The sequence below is a fragment of the Alkalimonas cellulosilytica genome, from assembly GCF_036325985.1.
GTDB classification, from domain to species: Bacteria; Pseudomonadota; Gammaproteobacteria; order Enterobacterales; family Alteromonadaceae; genus Alkalimonas; species Alkalimonas cellulosilytica.
The window spans coordinates 11,314-28,504 of the sequence record NZ_JAUHLI010000004.1 but is presented as its reverse complement, the minus strand read 5'-3'; the positions used below and the strand labels follow the sequence as shown (position 1 = coordinate 28,504).

13 protein-coding genes are annotated in these 17,191 nt (G+C 54.2%); all 13 read right to left on the bottom strand.

What is annotated here, in order from left to right; translation table 11 throughout:
• Nucleotides 1–126 precede the first annotated feature (126 nt).
• The gene (gene tldD, locus QWY20_RS04670; protein WP_330127876.1) at nt 127–1,566 is read right to left on the bottom strand and encodes a metalloprotease TldD; all 1,440 of its coding nucleotides are present in this window, start codon (nt 1,564–1,566) and stop codon (nt 127–129) included.
• A complete protein-coding gene (locus QWY20_RS04665; RefSeq protein ID WP_330127875.1) occupies nt 1,563–2,411 on the bottom strand; it encodes a carbon-nitrogen hydrolase family protein in 849 nt (282 codons plus the stop codon). Before QWY20_RS04665 ends, tldD begins: the two co-directional genes overlap by 4 nt.
• Entirely contained in the window at nt 2,389–6,243 is a 3,855-nt protein-coding gene (locus QWY20_RS04660) for a YhdP family protein (RefSeq protein WP_330127874.1), read from the bottom strand. Before QWY20_RS04660 ends, QWY20_RS04665 begins: the two co-directional genes overlap by 23 nt.
• Nucleotides 6,243–7,706, bottom strand: a complete 1,464-nt coding sequence (gene rng / locus QWY20_RS04655) for a ribonuclease G (protein ID WP_330127873.1) — start codon at nt 7,704–7,706, stop codon at nt 6,243–6,245. The genes QWY20_RS04660 and rng overlap by 1 nt, the downstream gene beginning before the upstream one ends.
• Entirely contained in the window at nt 7,703–8,275 is a 573-nt protein-coding gene (locus QWY20_RS04650; RefSeq protein WP_330127872.1) for a Maf family protein, read from the bottom strand. The genes rng and QWY20_RS04650 overlap by 4 nt, the downstream gene beginning before the upstream one ends.
• Before the next feature lie 9 nt (nt 8,276–8,284).
• Complete coding sequence (mreD, locus tag QWY20_RS04645) at nt 8,285–8,767, bottom strand: rod shape-determining protein MreD (RefSeq protein ID WP_330127871.1); 483 nt, start codon at nt 8,765–8,767, stop codon at nt 8,285–8,287.
• Nucleotides 8,767–9,615 carry a rod shape-determining protein MreC gene (mreC, locus tag QWY20_RS04640; protein WP_330127870.1) on the bottom strand — a complete coding sequence of 283 codons (849 nt, stop codon included), beginning with the start codon at nt 9,613–9,615 and terminating at the stop codon, nt 8,767–8,769. The genes mreD and mreC overlap by 1 nt, the downstream gene beginning before the upstream one ends.
• Nucleotides 9,616–9,657: 42 nt before the next feature.
• Entirely contained in the window at nt 9,658–10,701 is a 1,044-nt protein-coding gene (locus QWY20_RS04635) for a rod shape-determining protein (RefSeq protein WP_091345165.1), read from the bottom strand.
• Between the two features lie 206 nt (nt 10,702–10,907).
• On the bottom strand, nt 10,908–14,951 hold the full coding sequence (locus QWY20_RS04630; protein ID WP_330127869.1) for a DUF6701 domain-containing protein: 4,044 nt from the start codon (nt 14,949–14,951) through the stop codon (nt 10,908–10,910).
• The gene (locus tag QWY20_RS04625; RefSeq protein ID WP_330127868.1) at nt 14,951–15,400 is read right to left on the bottom strand and encodes a type II secretory pathway component; all 450 of its coding nucleotides are present in this window, start codon (nt 15,398–15,400) and stop codon (nt 14,951–14,953) included. The genes QWY20_RS04630 and QWY20_RS04625 overlap by 1 nt, the downstream gene beginning before the upstream one ends.
• The gene (locus QWY20_RS04620) at nt 15,390–16,190 is read right to left on the bottom strand and encodes a PilW family protein (RefSeq protein ID WP_330127867.1); all 801 of its coding nucleotides are present in this window, start codon (nt 16,188–16,190) and stop codon (nt 15,390–15,392) included. Before QWY20_RS04620 ends, QWY20_RS04625 begins: the two co-directional genes overlap by 11 nt.
• Nucleotides 16,190–16,729: a type IV pilus modification PilV family protein gene (locus tag QWY20_RS04615; protein WP_330127866.1), complete on the bottom strand. Its 540-nt coding sequence runs from the start codon at nt 16,727–16,729 to the stop codon at nt 16,190–16,192. The genes QWY20_RS04620 and QWY20_RS04615 overlap by 1 nt, the downstream gene beginning before the upstream one ends.
• Nucleotides 16,723–17,181 (bottom strand): type II secretion system protein, encoded by a 459-nt coding sequence (locus QWY20_RS04610; RefSeq protein ID WP_330127865.1) that lies wholly within the window; start codon nt 17,179–17,181, stop codon nt 16,723–16,725. The genes QWY20_RS04615 and QWY20_RS04610 overlap by 7 nt, the downstream gene beginning before the upstream one ends.
• Nucleotides 17,182–17,191: the final 10 nt, after the last annotated feature.

Sequence of the window (17,191 nt, the reverse complement as noted above, 5' to 3'; positions counted from 1 at the left end):
TAAGCCCGCTCTGGGGCGGGTTGATAAAACAAATTTGTTAGGGGCCTGAGTGTACTCACTGGCAGCCAGACTGGCAAACTGATTGCACCAGCCAGCCGCCATCCGTATCAGCAAGGGGCCTCAGACTTACTGAGTGCCACCTACGGTCATGGCATCCAGCTTCAGTGTGGGCTGACCTACGCCCACCGGCACACTCTGGCCTTGCTTACCACAAACGCCAACGCCGGTATCCAGAGCCAGATCATTGCCCACCATTGACACCTGCTGCATCGCAGCCGGGCCATTACCAATCAGGGTTGCGCCTTTAATCGGCGCCGTGATCTTGCCATTTTCAATCAGATAGGCTTCCGACGCCGAGAAGACAAACTTGCCGGAAGTAATGTCGACCTGACCACCACCAAAATTCGGCGCATAGATGCCTTTTTTCACGCTGGCGATAATTTCTTCCGGCGCATGATTGCCGGCCAGCATGTAGGTGTTGGTCATCCGTGGCATCGGCAGATGGGCAAAGGTCTCACGGCGGCCATTGCCGGTAGGCGCTGTGTTCATCAGCATGGCGTTGTGCTTATCCTGCATGTAGCCTTTGAGAATACCGTTCTCAATCAATACATTGTACTGGGAAGGTGTGCCCTCATCATCGACATTGAGCGAACCACGGCGATGCGCCAGGGTACCATCATCGACGATGGTGCACTGTTTGGACGCCACCTGCTCACCAATACGGCCACTGAAGGTGGAGGAACCTTTGCGGTTAAAATCGCCCTCCAGGCCATGACCAACCGCTTCGTGTAGCAGCACGCCAGGCCAGCCAGCGCCCAGCACCACGGGCATGGTGCCAGCCGGTGCATCAATGGCAGTCAGATTCACCTGCGCCATCCGCACCGCTTTGCGGGCATACTGTTGCCAGCGTGGACTACCATCGAGCTCGGCGGTGAAGTAATCGTAATTGCTGCGACCACCACCACCGGCACTGCCGCGCTCGCGGCGCTCCCCCTGCTGCAGCAGCACGGAGCAATTGAGGCGGATCAACGGCCGGATATCGGTGGCAAAGGTACCATCACTGGCCACCACCAGCATTTCTTCATACACGCCGGATAAACTGACCATCACCTGCTTGACCCGCGTATCCAGCGTGCGGATAAAAGCTTCAATCTGATGCAGCAAGGCTACTTTTTCGGTATTGCTCAGGCTTTGCAGTGGCTCACACGGCAAGTAAATTGCCTGGTTTTCCTGCCGGCTAAAGGCTTTCACCGTACCTTGCTGACCTTGGTTGGCGATACCCCGGGCAGCAGTGGCGGTTTGCAGCAGTGCATCCTGACTGATGGTATCGGCATAAGCAAAACCGGTTTTCTCGCCACTGATGGCGCGCACGCCGACGCCTTGCTCAATATTGAAAGAACCGTCTTTTACCAGGCCGTCTTCAAGCACCCAGGACTCATGCACGCTGGATTGAAAGTACAGATCGGCGTAATCCAGTTGGTGCTGGAGCAAATAGCTTAAATTCTGTTGCAAGTGCTGTTCAGTCAGCTCATGGGCATGCAGCAGGTTTTGTTCGACTCGGTTCATGGTGTCAACTCACATTTAAAACGGTTGTGTTGCCAAAGTGGCATGGCCTGACGCACGGCCGTCAATTCGTTCAGATCAATACGGCAGCTAATCCAGCCTGGCTCAACACCGGCATCCGCCAGCACCCGGCCGTAGGGATCAATGATCAGGCTATGACCAAAGGTCTCACGGCCATTGGCATGCACACCGGTTTGGTTCGGCGCCACCACAAAGCACTGGGTTTCGATGGCCCTGGCCCGCAGCAAGCTATGCCAGTGAGCAGCACCAGTTACCTTGGTAAACGCTGAGGGTACCGCCAGCACCTGCATACCCAGCGTCGCCAGCTGCTGCATCAGGCCGGGAAAGCGCACATCATAGCATATCGTCAAACCAAGCTTCAGCCCCTGGCAATCAGCCAGGGTGACTTTTTCACCAGCCATGGTGCTGTCCGACTCGCGGTAGCTGCCGGTGTTATCAGCCACTTCGACATCAAACAAGTGCAGTTTTTGATAATCCGCCAGCAAGCGACCATCCGGGCTAAACAACAGGCTGGAGGCCGAAAAACGCTTGGGATCCGCGCTTTGCGTTGGAAAAGAGCCCAGCAGCAGGAATATCTGAAACTCACAGGCCAAATCCACCAGTTGCTGTTGCCAGTGGCCTTGGCCAAGCGGCTCCTGATAACGATGTTGCCAGCCCTCAGGCCCACCAAAAATCAGCGCACACTCTGGCAACACCACCAAATGCTGTTTAAAAGAAGGTAGCTGCTGCAAGAAAGAGCGCACCTGTTGTAAATTTGCAGCAGGCTCGGGTGCACTGCACCACTGCAGGGCACTGAGCTGCCACTCAGCCGCCATGAGGTTGGCCATTTTGTTCCTCTGGTTCAGTCTCATTCTGAGGCTGGGCCACCCGCACCGGCACAGGTACTTCGGTGCTGTGACGGTTCACTTCGGTCACTACCGGCTCATCAAAGGTACCGGTTACGGTAAAGTTGACCCGGGAAATCACTTCAGCCGAGGTAAACATTTCATCCAGTGCCAGAGCTGCCAGCCCTGAGACCGGATTCACCATCCAGGCAATGATCACCGGTAGACTGGAGGTCACTTTGGGTACCAGCGTCATCTGATAATCCAACTTCCGGTTTACCAAATCAGCGTAGCCCTGGATGCTAAGGTTGCCGGCCACACCATCAATGGTGCTGTTGCTGGTTTGCGCTACGCCCTGGTGCAGACTGATATCGCCTTGCATCCGGTTGTAGAAAAAGCCCTTCGAAAAGACATCGCGAAAATCCAAACGTAATTTACGTACCAGGGAATTCAGGCTAAACAACGAAAATAAGCGGGCCCCTTTGTCGCTGACTTCAGAAAGAGAGCCTTCGCCCAACTGCCAGCTGGCAGTCCCTCCAAGACTGGCAAGGTCAAACTGCAGCGGACTGCCCTGCCAGTGCACGTCAAACTGAATATCCGCCCGGCTGCCACTGATGGCACTACTTAGTTCATACTCACTAAGCAAGGAGCCTAAGTTGGGACTGGTGAGACTTCCCTTAAAGTGGCTTTGGCCAAGGCCATAGTCTGGCTGCCAGAACCCGCTCAGCTGCAGGCGATTGCGCTTGTAATCGGCCTGTAAACGCGCCAGCTCAAGGCCCCGCTCAGTATTGACGACTTCAGCCGTCAGCTGTCCAAGAGCATAGGAACCATAGCTGCAGTCCTGGCAGCGCAGTCGGATCGGAGGCAACTGCTGCAACCAGCCCATTGGCTGCCGCTCTAAGGCTGACAGTACCTCCGCCTGAGGCTGTTCAGTGCCTGATGCTTTCAGGCGCAAATAATCCATATCAATGGCGATGCCGCCTTGGTGCCAATCGTGGTAAAAACGCCATTGACTGGCCAACTCAGCACCATTGAGCTGCAGGGCCCAGTGATCGTCTTCAGGCGCGAGCTCAAATAGTGTCTGATGCAGCGCCAGTTGGTCAGTCAGTTGCAAAGTCGCTACCCGACCACGCACCCGGTTCAGCGCTGGCCATACCCCAGAGCCCTGCTCACTGGCTGTGGTCAGGGGGGGCAACAACAGCTCAAGCCAGGGCATTAACTCGGTAGCTTCCAGCTCAATATCCACCACCATGCCTGGCTCCAGTACACCGTAATGACGACCGCCCAGCCGTAACAACACTTGATCCATCACACCACTGTCGTGTTGCAGCCGCGCCTGAAAATACAGTGGCTCGGAGTAGGCGGCCCGAATCAGACTTTGCTCGGTGTCGCCTTGCACCCAGACTTCCAGAGCCGACCCATCACCAGCGGCTTTGGTATAAGGTGCCGGCAAGGCCAGCGCTGTTTGCTCAAAATTAGCCTGTAATTGGGCCTGATAGGAAAAACCATCACCCGGTAACTGTACATCCAGTTGCAACGTCCAGCTGGCATCCCCACTGGCCAGTTCTGGTAATGGCATCGGCAGCTGGCTCAGCATCTGTGCAGCATCTTGCTGGCCATCCAACTGCACGGTTAGCTCGTACTGTTGCTGAGCTTGTTGACCTGCCAGTTGAACAGCAAAAGGCAGTCCCAGCCAACTGGCCTGAATGTCGCTGGCATCGATCCGATCATTATCAAACCCCAAGCGACCACGGATCTGTTCAAGCTTTAAAGCAGGTGCTTTCAGATAAGCGTGATTGTCATCGAACCACACTTCGCCCTGAGCCCTTACTGCAGCCTCAGCCAAACCAACAGCCAGCTGTAACTTACCCTGTACCTGGCCCTGAAGACCAACATAAGCCAGCGCCTCACCAACCGTTGCTGCCAGCGGTGATTGCTGCATCAGGCGTTCAACTTCAGTGGCATCGGCGGTGGTTGCGATATCAATCCACAAAGTATCGGCCTGAAACAGATCATCGATACGCACCTCAACCAAGTCACTCACCGTTAATCCTTGCAGTTGAGCTGTTGAGCTGGAAATCTTCATCTGGCTGTTTTCAAACCAGAGCACGGCTTCTACCTCCGTGAGTTCTGGCCAGTCCGGTTGAAAACGCATGCGTCCCTGCGTGACCTGACCAGTGGATTGAAAAATACCTTCATCATGCTGAAACGGAAACTGAGCCACAGGCCCATGCCAGAGCGTCGCCGCATTGCGGACTTCGCCAGCTAACAAGGCTTCGGATAAGTAATCGATAATACTGCCTGGCATGTAGCGACGCGGATAAAAATGCATGGCATTGGCTACGGCCACCCCATCGGCTGCAGCCAGCAAGAATAGTTCAGCCTGCTCGGTAAAATTAAGTACCAGCTGCGCTTCAGCCTGCACATCAGGCCCCAGCAGTTGAAACCTAGGCATACGCAATTGCCAGAAACCGTGCTGATTGCGCAGCTGCAGCTCTGCCTGCAACTGCTGATACTGCATCGGTTGACTGAAGGCGCCTTGCCACTGCAGCGCACTGTCCTCACTTGTCAGGTTGAGTTCGGCAAAGCCCGCCGCCGCGATTAAATCGCCGCTGAGTCGCTCAACACCGGGTATATCGGCATAGGGTTGACTCTGCACTTGATCCAGCTTTGCTTGCAGCTGCCAGTCATCCGGCTGCATGGCCCAGGCCAACTCGCTTAGCTGACCGGCCGGTTGCAACCTGGTAAGTAACTGCAGCTCACTGCGCTGCTCGGCAATTAAGCCGGTTAATGGCTGCAACGCCGCCAGATCCAGCCCTTGCAGCCGGCCAGACAGCTGCTCATCAATGCGGTGCAGCTGCAGTTGGATGCCCGGGTAGCTTTGCTCTGAACTGCTCAACTCCAACTCTGAGGAAAACAGTGACCAGCCACGCTCAACCGGATACCAAAGCACTTGTCCCTGGCTAAGTTTCAGCCAGTGGTCTTGTTGCTCCAATTGCCATCCCAGAGTGTTATCCGCCAAATCGACCTGGATACGCTGGATAGCACCTTGCTCTACCCGGCCCCAGGCTTGTAAATTCACATGGGCATAGTCCAGCTCGACCAACTCGGGCAAAAACTGGCTGAGCCAGGGTTGAATATCAAGTTGCTCGCTTTGCAGATACAACTGACCAAAAGTAGTGTCGAGCCGTTCACCATACAGATCCAGCACAAATGATAAACTGTTACCGGTGACCCCTTGGACCGCAATGGCGCCTTGTCCCTGATGTCGCTGCCCCTGATTGCGCCAACTAAGCTGACGCACCGACAGCACTAAGGGCTCACTGTGCGCCAGTTCGAGTACTACCCGACTGTCCTGAATGGTAAACTGCTGCAGCTGACGGAAAAAAAGCTGCTCCAGCGCATCTGTGAGGGGCTCTTGATGGCTGGTATCACTACCAGCAAGCACATGATCAGCCACCAAACGTAACTCAACGCCGGTTAATTCGACATGACTGGAGCGCAGCTGTAAGCTGCGCAAGCTATGCCAAAAGTGCAGATGAATTCTTGCACTGGCCACCGAAAACCCCAACTGCTGGCTCTCACTGGCAAACTCTAAATCCTGCAGCAGTAAAGCCGGCCCTCTGGCTTGCCAGCTGGCGCTCAGCTCACCGATGCGCACTTCGGTACCATACTGATTGGATAGCAGTTGCTCAATCTGAGACTTGTAATGATCGGCATAAGGCAGGCTGTAGCGCAGGATAGACACCAACGCCGCCAGCAGCACCAGACTGATGGCTGCTATCAGCCATAGCTTGTGCAAACAAAATAAACAAAGCCGCCCTACTTTTTGCACTAAATCATCACCACATCAAATTGTTCCTGGTTGTACAAGGGTTCTACCTGAACACTGATTTGTTTACCAATAAATACCTGCACTTCGGCCAGGTTATGAAACTCATCGTTGGTCAGTGCATCTTTCACTTCCGGCGAGGCATAGACCACAAACTCATCGGCGTCGTACGCCCGGTTTACCCGGACAATTTCGCGCAGCACTTCAAAACAAACGGTTTCCACCGTTTTCAAACTGCCACGCCCCTTACATACAGGACAATCCGAACAGAGGATATGTTCCAGACTCTCCCGTGTTCTTTTGCGGGTCATCTCTACCAGCCCAAGGGCAGAGAAACCATGAATATTGGTTTTAGCCCGATCACGGCTCAGCGCCAGCTCCAGGCTATGCAACACCCGTCGTTGGTGCTCTTCATTTTGCATATCGATGAAATCAAGGATGATGATACCGCCCAGATTGCGCAGCCGAAGCTGACGGGCAATCGCCTGAGTGGCCTCGATATTGGTATTAAAAATGGTATCTTCCAGATTGCGGTGTCCGACAAAAGCGCCTGTATTGACATCCACCGTGGTCATGGCTTCGGTTTGATCGATGATCAGGTAACCACCACTTTTCAGCATCACTTTGCGCTCCAGCGCCCGCTGGATCTCATTTTCAACATCGAACATATCAAAAATCGGCCGCTCACCCGGATAATACTCCAGCAGGGATGTCATCTGCGGAATAAACTCATCGGTAAAAGCCAGCAGCTCCTGGTAAGTCAGCTTGGAGTCGATTCGAATACGCTCCAGATCGGTGCCAATAAAGTCACGTAAGATGCGATAGGATAGATTGAGATCTTCGTATACCCGGCCTTCTTTGCGGGTTTTCTGTTTGCGTTTGCTGATTTTGGCCCACAGTTTTTTCAAAAAGCGGGCGTCCTGCTTTAGCTCTTCTTCGCCAGCGCCTTCTGCGGCGGTGCGAATGATGTACCCACTTTGTTCATCAACAAACTCAGCCACCACAGCTTTTAAGCGCGCCCGCTCGGTTTCACTTTCAATGCGCTGCGACACCCCAACATGATTGGCATCGGGCATAAATACCAGATAACGGGAGGGCAGCGTGATATCGGTGGTTAATCGGGCGCCTTTGGTACCAAGAGGATCTTTGACCACCTGCACCAGCAACAGTTGCCCTTCGCGCACCAGCCCCCGAATATCACGGGGCATCGCTGCCTGGCCGGTATCATCGGCGACTTGAGGCTGAACAATATCGGAAGCATGCAAAAAAGCCGCTTTATCCAGCCCGATATCCACAAAAGCCGCCTGCATCCCCGGCAACACCCGGCTGACTTTTCCAACGTAAATATTGCCGACAATGCCCCGCTTGGCCTGCCGCTCAATATGCACTTCCTGCAACACACCGTTTTCAATCAGCGCCACCCGGGTCTCACTGGGCGTCACATTGATCAGCAGCTCGGAGCTCATGTAACTACCTCCAACTGCTGCAACAGCTGGTCGGTCTCGTACAAGGGCAAGCCTACTACGGCACTGTAACTGCCTTCCAGGTAACGGACAAAACGGCCACCAATGCCCTGAATACCATAGCCACCAGCTTTATCGGCAGGCTCACCGCTTTGCCAGTAGTCGGCTATCATCTGCTCGGATAAAGACGCGAAATGCACGCGGCTGGTTACCAGTTGCTCCAGCAACCGCCCCTGACAGGCAATCGCCACCGCAGTATGTACCTGGTGGATCTTGCCAGACAACCGCTGCATCATGGCAGTAAAGTCTGCCTCATCCGCCGGCTTTCCCAACACCTGGTTCTCAATCACCACGATAGTATCAGCCCCAAGCACTGGCATGCTGCCGCCTATCGCTTTAAAACCAGCTTCCGCTTTAGTGCGCGCCAAGCGCTGCACATAATCCACGGCCGGCTCTGCCGGCAGCAGTTGTTCATCCACGTCAATGCTCACATGCTCAAAAGGCTGTTGCAGTAAGCTTAGCAGCTCATGCCGACGCGGTGAGGCTGAGGCCAGCCCAATCGTTGTTTTCATGCTGTTGTGTTACCGTACTTTAAATTGTCGTCGAACCCGGCGTAGCAACCAGAATAACCAAGGCCAAACCAGGGTACCGGTCAACACCGGCCAGAGGTAATCCGGCAAAAAATACACACCCGTTAAGAAGTGGCTCAGCCAGAAAATAAGCAAGTGGTACAGAGCCAGCAACAACCCCACCAATAAGGATTGTTGCAAAATCGAGAAGTTGCGGATTTTCTGATGGTTAGCCGCCATTACAAAAGCCACCACAGAAAATGCCAGCGCATTGACCCCGAGCACAGTCCCTACCAGCACATCAACCAGAAAGCCAACCACAAAAGCAGTGCCAATATTGGCACGAAATGGCAGTGCCAATACCCAATAGAGCATAACCAGCAAAGCCCAGTCTGGCCGGAACAATTTCACCATCGCCGGCATTGGCATGACCATCAGGATCAACGCCAGTAACAACGACAAGTAAATCACTCCTATGCCTTTCGCTGCTTGCATTAGTCGTCTTCCCCTTGTTGGTGTAATTCCATCTGAGGCCAGAGCAACAGTACATAACGAATGCGATCGAGTTGTGCAAAAGGCTCAGCCTGGACTTGCAAAAAAGGCTGGCTGACATCACGTTGAATGCGATTGACCCGAGCCACCGGATAGCCCTCGGGGAAACGACCATCCAGCCCTGAGGTAACCAACCGATCACCATCCTGAATATCAATACTGTGCGGTAGATGCACCAGCCGGATACGATCCCACTGCCCCAGCCCCTCGGCGATCACCGTCACGCCGGTGCGCTCAATGCGCAGTGAAATGGCATGGGTGGTATCGGTAATGAGCAAAGCCCTGCTGCTGGTTGGTCCCACACTGACTACCTGCCCCAGAATACCCAACTCGTCAATAATGGGCTGAAACTCGGTTACGCCGTCATTGCTACCTTTATTGAGCACAATTTGGTGACTGAAAGGATGGCTGTACACGGCCATCACTTCAGCGACCAGCCGCTGCCCTTCAGTCACTGGGGCAGAGCCCAACAGCTCGCGCAGCTTATTGTTCTCTTGCTGCAAAAACTCCAATCGCTGCAGGTTGCCGCTTTGCCGCAGCAAGCGTTCACGTAGCTGATCATTTTCTGCCAGCAGGCGCTGATGCGACATAAACTGCTCGGAAGCGCCAGTCAGGATCACCTGCGGCAAACTGGCAACATAGATTAACGGACTCACCGCAGCAGTGAGATAACTGCGTAGTTGTGTAGAGCTATCGGTATAGCGGTCCACTAGCATCAGGCCGATACTCAGAACCAATGCAAAAAACAGCCGCAGCCGAAGCGAAGGGCCACGTTCAAAGATAGGATTCATCAGGCAACCCTAAAAGCGCAGGGCTGCCACCAGAATAGTCGTTTACTCATAACTAAAGACATCACCACCGTGCATATCGATCATTTCCAGTGCTTTGCCACCACCTCGGGCCACACAGGTTAACGGCTCATCAGCCACCACCACCGGGATGCCGGTTTCTTCCATCAACAGACGGTCCAGATCGCGCAGTAAGGCACCACCACCGGTGAGTACCATGCCACGCTCCGAAATATCCGATGCCAACTCTGGCGGTGATTGCTCCAACGCCACCATGACCGAACTGACAATACCAGCCAGTGGTTCTTGCAAAGCTTCCAGAATTTCATTGCTGGTCATGGTAAAGCTGCGGGGTACCCCTTCTGCTAAATTACGACCACGCACTTCAATTTCCAGCACATCATCGCTGGGGTAGGCCGAGCCAATTTCAGTCTTAATGCGCTCTGCCGTAGCCTCACCAATCAAGATGCCGTAATTACGACGGATGTAATTAATGATAGCATCGTCAAACTTATCACCGCCAATACGCACCGACGACGAATAAACCACACCATTTAATGAGATAATCGCTACCTCGGTGGTACCACCACCGATATCCACCACCATGGAGCCCGTGGCTTCAGACACCGGCATACCAGCACCGATAGCAGCAGCCATCGGCTCATCAATTAAGTAGACTTCACGCGCACCAGCACCCTGTGCCGACTCACGGATAGCACGGCGCTCAACCTGAGTAGAGCCACAAGGCACGCACACCAGCACCCGCGGACTTGGACGTAGGAAACTGTTGCTATGCGCCTGTTTAATAAAATGCTGCAGCATTTTTTCAGTCACATAGAAATCCGCAATTACACCATCTTTCATCGGACGAATAGCTTTGATATTGCCAGGCGTTCGGCCGAGCATGCGCTTGGCTGCATGGCCCACTGCAGCTACGCTCTTAGGACCACCAGCGCGCTCTTGCCGGATAGCAACCACTGAAGGCTCATTCAGTACAATACCCTGATCTTTGACGTAAATAAGTGTGTTTGCTGTACCCAGATCGATGGATAAGTCGTTGGAAAAAATACCGCGCAGTTTATTAAACATGGAACTGATTGATCCTTATGCTCATTCAAGCCCGGATGCTGCAAGCGAGGCACTAAGAGACCGGCTGCAATCCCGGGTATCGGATAGACAAAAATTCTGTGGTTATTCTATGTAACAATGCCGCAAGAAAACAGCTTTATCCAGCATTTTTACTGAATTCCTTGCAGAAAGACTGATTTTATGAAGATCACAGGTTCGACCTTTGCTTATGGCAAAGGTTCACGCCAGAAAATTCGTCGTGGATTGCCGCGATAACGACCAAAGATTGCTTCAGCACGGGGGTTTTCATCCCCGTTGCCATTCCAGTCAAATTGCAGCCAACTATCAGTGCTCAGTTGCCATTGCCAGGCGCCAGGCTGCATAGGTGGTGTTAACCAAAGAGACTGCGCCTCATTCTGACCATTGGATAGCAAGCCACCCGGCCCCTGTACGCTGAGCAAGGGCAAGCCTGCACTGACATCAACACTGGCTTCGCTGGCACTGAACGCTGTGCATTGATCCAATTCGGACAAGCGAAAACGCTGGCCATCCCAGTACTGGCTGCGAAGGGTCAGGGGCAACGGAATGTCTTCCGGGCCAAAAGCCTGCTCCAGTGTCAACCGGCCATAGCGCAGATCCTGCAGACCAGCCAGTTGCACTGCTGTACAGCTTCCGCTAGCTACACAATCTCCGGCCGTAGCTGGATCCATGTTAAAACCGGCTAACCCAATGCCATCGCTATCCTGAAAGCGCAGCCCAAATTGCAGTTGGCTAAAGGGGCCATCGGGCTCACTTGCGCGCAAAAAGCTCACTTCCTGCTGCAGCCACTCGGCTTCTCCCGCTTGCCAGTTAAAGTCAGCAGCCATGGTGCTCACACGGGTTGACATCTCCTGCCCGCTGGTTAGCTGCCCGGCAACCAACTGCCTGTTTTGCGGAGAACGGGCAAAATTGGCAAAATAATTGAACGTTCTCTGCCCGGATAGTGCTCTGGCCTGAAGCGCCATCGACCACCGCATCGGCTGCCCCATGTAGCTAAAACCTGAGCAGCCAGGCTCGATATCAGCGTACAGCAACGCAAAGTGATCTGGTGTAATGCGTCCAACCGGTTGACTGCTGGCCGGTGGAATGGTCATGCCAAGATAAGACAGCGGGGTTGGTCGGGCAGTAATACGAAATACTCCAACTTCCGTTAACAGCGCACTCACCTCTGTGGTGGCCGATACAGAGCGTTGATGTTGATATACGGCTGGCTGCAGCTGACCAGGCACAGCCCCATCGGACGCGAGCGGCGCCAGCAGTTCGTGTTCAAGCGAAATGCCTGCCAGCGTAAAGTTTGGCGTGACCGGCATCTGACAAATGGCTGTGACAGCCTCCTGCCAGGCGTGGGCACTGAGCTGTACAGGGAAGGTTTCGCCCGCACGGACAAAAGCCGGGCAACTGGCATTGCCAGCGGCACAATCCGACGCCGTCTGCACACACAAACCATAAGGTCGCTTGCTAAACTGGGTCGCTCCCTGCAACACCAGGCCAGCATCGCCGGTTGCGTTCGAGCCCTGGTAACGGGCATTCAACTGTACCCGGCCAGCATCGGCATAGTTCACGCGAAGTAAGGCTTCGCCATTTGCATCAAAGCTGAGCGAACGGGGGGATGGCGAAGCACTGCTCAGACCAATAGCTTGCTCATTCACTTCCACTGGCATGGATACCGGCCGGCCCGACGCATCCGGAGTAATATAACCCGACCAGAACTGCACCGTACGGTTCACATTGGCAAAAGCCGGCACACAGGCCTGGCCGGGATCACTTTCCCGCACAGCCCTAAGTCGCACGTTTGTTTCCGGCTGATTGGCAATCCCATCTGGAACCTCAAGCACAAATCCACTGCTGGTAAAGCTCACAGTACAACTGGCGACATTTTTCGGGCCACTACCAGCCCGGCAGAGGGTGGTGCTCAGTGGCCGGGTGCCGGGTACAGAGCCACTGACACCCACAGTGACAGTGCCCACGGTACTGCGCCGCAGCTGAACGGTGGTGCTGCCACCGCTAAAATTAATCACGTGCCCTCCAACCCACTCACCGCCAGGCACCGGCTGGGGGCTTAGGGTCGCGGTAACCGGATCGGTGTAAAGCACACTGCAGTCGGCATTTAAGCAAGCCCGTACCGTCAAGGTTTCTGGCTGACAGGTCAATGCCTGGCCGCTGTGATCAAACTCGAAATGATCAATTTGCACCCCAACCGGCAACGAGCGCAAAGCACAGATACGGACATTGTCCAGCTCATGGATATTGGTTGAACCACCGGTAGAGCCGGTCAACGAGAGTAAGAAATTTTCAGGCACCGCTGCCTGGCCAGGCTGAGCAAGTGCATCAAATGGAGCGATCAGGCTAAGAAAACCAGTACCATGATCCCGCTCTACCGACACAATGGCCCGGCCGGTGGCTCGGGAGTCGATGGTAATGCGATAACGATGCGGGTTTGTTTGATTGCCATCGACCCTTGGGTTCAGGCAGCCACCGGCCGGGTTGGTCGCACCATTATTGCAAGTCCCTCGTAAATAACGATAACCGATCGTACCAGAGCCCGAGCCACGGACTGCTACCGACTGTTGCCGCCGGCCGGGGCCGCCGGGGCCACCTTCCGTTGAGAAATTGCCAAACTCGTCCAGCCCTATCCCCAGCCAACCACCTGCAAAGCCCGGTATATTCTGATTAGCCCGGCTGCCGTAACCCAATGGGCCACCAAAGCTGCCTGGTTGTGGGGTCACATTGGCATCCGACAGCACAACCGCCAGTCCATCAGCCCCCGTGCCACCATAGGCCAGGTAGTCAAACTCAATCACCACCAAATTATCTGCTGCAGGAAATAAACGCTGATAGGTGGCTGCTGTTGACTGGTTACCCACCGCTTGCGTCATCCGTAAACGCCCATTGACGATGGAAGGGGTAAAGCTACCACTGCTGCGTGAGGTAACCCAATCATCCGATAACACGCTGCCAGAGAAGGTATCCGTAAAGCAGCCTAAGCAGGTATCCTCGCGCACTGCACCATCGTAATTGCGCCCTTCATTCTGATTGATATAGATAGTTTGGATTTGCCCGGCTGAAAGCGCCGTAGAGAAAAACAGCACTTCATCCATATCACCAAGAAACTGATCCGACATAGCGCCATTGGCCTGCCACCAAACCCCTAAAGCCGCCCGAGTAACATTGAGAGCAGCTGGCGAAGCTGCCTGGCACTGCACCAAAGTGGCATTCAGATACAGACAGAGTTGATTGCCGCTTCTGGTTAAAGTGGCGTGGTACCAACTGTTGTTGTTCAATACCGGTTCTGGCGAGCCAAAAGCATAATAAACACCTAATAAGCCAGCGCGCAGCACGTTGTTGTTGCGAACATAAAGCTCCAACACGGTATCCTGGCTGTTGTTAGACGCCGAAAGGAGTTGGCGAAAGCTATTGCTGGCCTCAGCTTTAAACCACAAAGACACAGTAAAGTCAGTTAAACCATGCAGCAGGCCGGGAGCTAACTCTACACGGTTCATCCCTACCGTGCTGAAGTTGGCGGCTGCCAACACCTTGCCCTCAGCAGGGCTCAGTAAATAGCCGGTTGCCGGATACTGCTGCATCCGATCTTCCACCACACTGTTATTGAGCGTGTTGCATAAATCCAGCGGATACAGAGCTCTGGGCTCAGGCAGACTTACCGGGCCGACCGTACATAAGCCAGGTAAATCCAACTGTGCTATGGCATTTTCATCGCGAGTGACCACCGTATTGGTTCCAATACTAATGCTGCCAGTAGCTGCCAGACCTCCGACAATCACATCATTATTATTGATATTGATGCTACCGCCAGCATAAATTAAGCCATTGATTTCACCCTGATTGTTAATGGACACATTGCTGCGCACCACTATAGTGAGCTGCTCAGGGTTGCCGCTGGCATTCAACCGCAGAAAGTTATTAGTAACCAAATTGTCATTGACATAGATGGTGACACGAGCACCACTGGCAATGGATAGCTGATAAAAGTTATTGGTATTTAATGTGCCAAAATAATAACTGCCGCTGTTTAAAGTGGTGCCACTGGCTGGCCAGGGGGTCGTTTGCCAGGGAACCGAGGCCATATCAAACGGGCTGATACCGTTCGCTCCCAGATTCGGGTTGATGCCGCTCGGGCTGGCATACAACTCCTGGCAAACCGGCTGCGCCAGTACTGGCAAGGCAAAGACCAGACAAAGCAGCATACACCACCGGCTGAGCAATCGCTGCATCACAGCCCCACCTCCATCTGCACAGTACGACTGGCGCATAGCTCATCAGGTTGGCAAGGCACTGACCAGTCAGTCTGGCTGCGGCACATACCAGTACTTTGCAGCAGAAAGAGCTGCCCCTGGCTGGTACCGGTATCAAGCACTGCAGAGGCCGAGCAAGCAAGCTGCACCCGACAGGTACTGAAACCAGTGCCACTCAACACAAATTGGGCAGAGACAGCACTGCAATCTGCAGTCTCTTGTTCCAATGGGAACAACTGAGTAGCCGCTAGCTCCAGTCCACTTTGAGCAGCCAATAGTGCCCGGGTACCCAGCACTTCGTACACCACTGAGTCACTGCTGCTTGTCAGGATCCGACTCATCGCCAACAAGAGGCCAAAGATGACTACGATGACAAAGATGGCCACCACCAATGCACTGCCCTGATGTTGTTGAGCGTTAGGGAACATTAGGCAGATGCACCTCATGATTGAAAAATAAGTCTTCGGTAAGGGTACCACCAAAGTTCAGCACGATATGCACTACCGCATTGCGATTAAGCACAGGCGCATCGTATCGGAAGGTAAGACCTGAGGGAATGACTGCAGTGCGAATCCCTTCCGCCATTAATACCCCGGCCCCCATTACTGCAGGCTCAGGCTGAGTGGCGGCAAAGCCATAACCGGAATAGCGCCACAGCTGACTGCCCTGCACACAATAACTGATGGGCGATGCCAGCAGATAAAAGCGCCGCTCAGGTGAATGCTGCGGAAAGCTATGGCTGGCAGCCAGGTTTGCCAGCGCCACAGAGCCCGATGCATCCGGGGTGATGCCGCTTAACACCGCATTGTATGGCCCTGCTGCATCATAAATATCGGCTGCGTTACGTGGATAAATCACCAACCGCTCATTACCGGCTACGCCAGCAAAGCCAGCAGAACTGGCCAATTCCAGTTCAGTAGCCGTATCCGGCCCAATGGGAGCTTGCAAATACAAACCACTGAGCACAAAAGGGGTGAACTCCAGGCACTGCAAACCACCACTGCCCGCAATACGCACACTGTTGGGTGCCGCACTGCGCAGCTCTCGGCTTAACCGTTCGATGGCAAAGCGGCTTTGCCCCAGCAGTTGCTCACGCTCGCTGACATCGACATACATGCGGGCAGCAAAGCCAATAAAGCTGGTCACTGAAATGGCCACAATGCTCAGCAACACAATGCTGGTGATCAGCTCAATCAGGGTAAAACCGCGGCTGGCCATTACCAGTTCCCCTTGTACGCACTAAAAGCAATAGCGCTGTTGGCAGGCGTGGTAATGACCACCTCAATGCGTTTCACCGAGCGCTGTGGCAGACCCAGCTCGGTACCGGCATAGCGCACGCTGACCTCTGCCCGGTAATTGCGATACACATCGTCCAGCTCCAGCGCCAGAATGTTGGTTAGAATATCGCTGCCACTGGCACCAAAGCCATCAAAATCATCGACATCATTAAACCATAGCCTGGTTTCCCCATCCGGGCCAAAGTTCGCCTCTGCAGTGCAGGGTTCAGCTCCCAGGGTTACTTCATCGCAGCGCAACAAACCGCCACTGCGGTCACTTTGCTCATCAAAGGAGCGGGCCAGTATTTCATTCATCAGGCTGTGGCCAAGCTCTGACGCCCGAACCTGATGCCAGGGATCAGTACTGCGTACAAAGAGCGGCGATAGCACAGCGGTGATCAGCGTCAGCGCCACGGCCAGCACCGTGATACCGATCACCAGTTCGATCAGGGTTACCCCGCGCTGACTGAGACTTAACATGGCCGAATATACCCCTCGCTTTCCAGGCAAATCTGCAGGCTGGTATTGCCGGTAATGGTCAGGGTACAGGCTGGCGTAGCTGCTGCACAGCCCTGTGGCCGGCCAAGTGCATCGAAGCTTAACTGACTAAAGTTAGCGGTTAAGGTGACATTATCGCGGCTGGCAATGCAAAGGTGGGTCGCATCGTTGCGGCAGTCGGCGCTGCTACCCAGAGCTGAGCTGTTTAGCTGCAATGATCTGCCAGCACAAAACACCGGATCGGTGCACTGCATGGCTTCTATCTGAACCCGACGTAATACAGCGAGTGCCTGATCCCGATACTGGTATTCAGACGTGCCTGCCCCGCTCAAAAAGCGGGGCAGCAGGGTAACACTGAGGATCCCAAGCAGCACCATCACCACAATCAGCTCTACCAGGGTAAAGCCTTGAGGTGACGTGTACTGCCTGATCATGCTGGCCCCT

Bases quoted from the DNA above. Each gene is read 5' to 3' on its own strand.
- tldD (WP_330127876.1), bottom strand. From the start codon at position 1,566: ATGAACCGAGTCGAACAAAACCTGCTGCATGCCCATGAGCTGACTGAA.
- QWY20_RS04665 (WP_330127875.1), bottom strand. From the start codon at position 2,411: ATGGCCAACCTCATGGCGGCTGAGTGGCAGCTCAGTGCCCTGCAGTGG.
- rng (WP_330127873.1), bottom strand. From the start codon at position 7,706: ATGAGCTCCGAGCTGCTGATCAATGTGACGCCCAGTGAGACCCGGGTG.
- QWY20_RS04650 (WP_330127872.1), bottom strand. From the start codon at position 8,275: ATGAAAACAACGATTGGGCTGGCCTCAGCCTCACCGCGTCGGCATGAG.
- mreD (WP_330127871.1), bottom strand. From the start codon at position 8,767: ATGCAAGCAGCGAAAGGCATAGGAGTGATTTACTTGTCGTTGTTACTG.
- mreC (WP_330127870.1), bottom strand. From the start codon at position 9,615: ATGAATCCTATCTTTGAACGTGGCCCTTCGCTTCGGCTGCGGCTGTTT.
- QWY20_RS04635 (WP_091345165.1), bottom strand. From the start codon at position 10,701: ATGTTTAATAAACTGCGCGGTATTTTTTCCAACGACTTATCCATCGAT.
- QWY20_RS04630 (WP_330127869.1), bottom strand. From the start codon at position 14,951: ATGCAGCGATTGCTCAGCCGGTGGTGTATGCTGCTTTGTCTGGTCTTT.
- QWY20_RS04625 (WP_330127868.1), bottom strand. From the start codon at position 15,400: ATGTTCCCTAACGCTCAACAACATCAGGGCAGTGCATTGGTGGTGGCC.
- QWY20_RS04620 (WP_330127867.1), bottom strand. From the start codon at position 16,190: ATGGCCAGCCGCGGTTTTACCCTGATTGAGCTGATCACCAGCATTGTG.
- QWY20_RS04615 (WP_330127866.1), bottom strand. From the start codon at position 16,729: ATGTTAAGTCTCAGTCAGCGCGGGGTAACCCTGATCGAACTGGTGATC.
- QWY20_RS04610 (WP_330127865.1), bottom strand. From the start codon at position 17,181: ATGATCAGGCAGTACACGTCACCTCAAGGCTTTACCCTGGTAGAGCTG.